The 252-nt window shown below is 67.5% G+C and carries 1 pseudogene; it reads right to left on the reverse strand.

Features of this window, described 5'->3' with window-relative positions:
* Nucleotides 1-252, reverse strand: a pseudogene (locus LI92_RS24125) (hypothetical protein); the annotation flags it as partial.

Genomic DNA, 252 nt, shown 5'->3' on the forward strand with positions numbered 1-252 from the left:
GCCCAGATCGGTCAACAACCCCGGCAGCGTCGCGTCGCCCAGACCCAGATTGGCCAACAGACCCGACAGCGTGAAGTTGCCGGTCCCCAGACCACTGAGCAGCTCGCCCAGCGTCAGATCTCCCACGCCCAGGTTGCCGAGCACCCCCGCGAGCGTGACATCACCCAGACCCAGGCTCTCCAGCAGGCCGGGAAGGAAAAAGCCGCCGATGCCGAAGTTGCCCAGCAGGCCCGCAAGAGTCGCGTCGCCCAG

This window comes from Mycobacterium sp. UM_Kg1 (assembly GCF_000972925.1).
GTDB lineage: Bacteria > Actinomycetota > Actinomycetes > Mycobacteriales > Mycobacteriaceae > Mycobacterium > Mycobacterium hiberniae.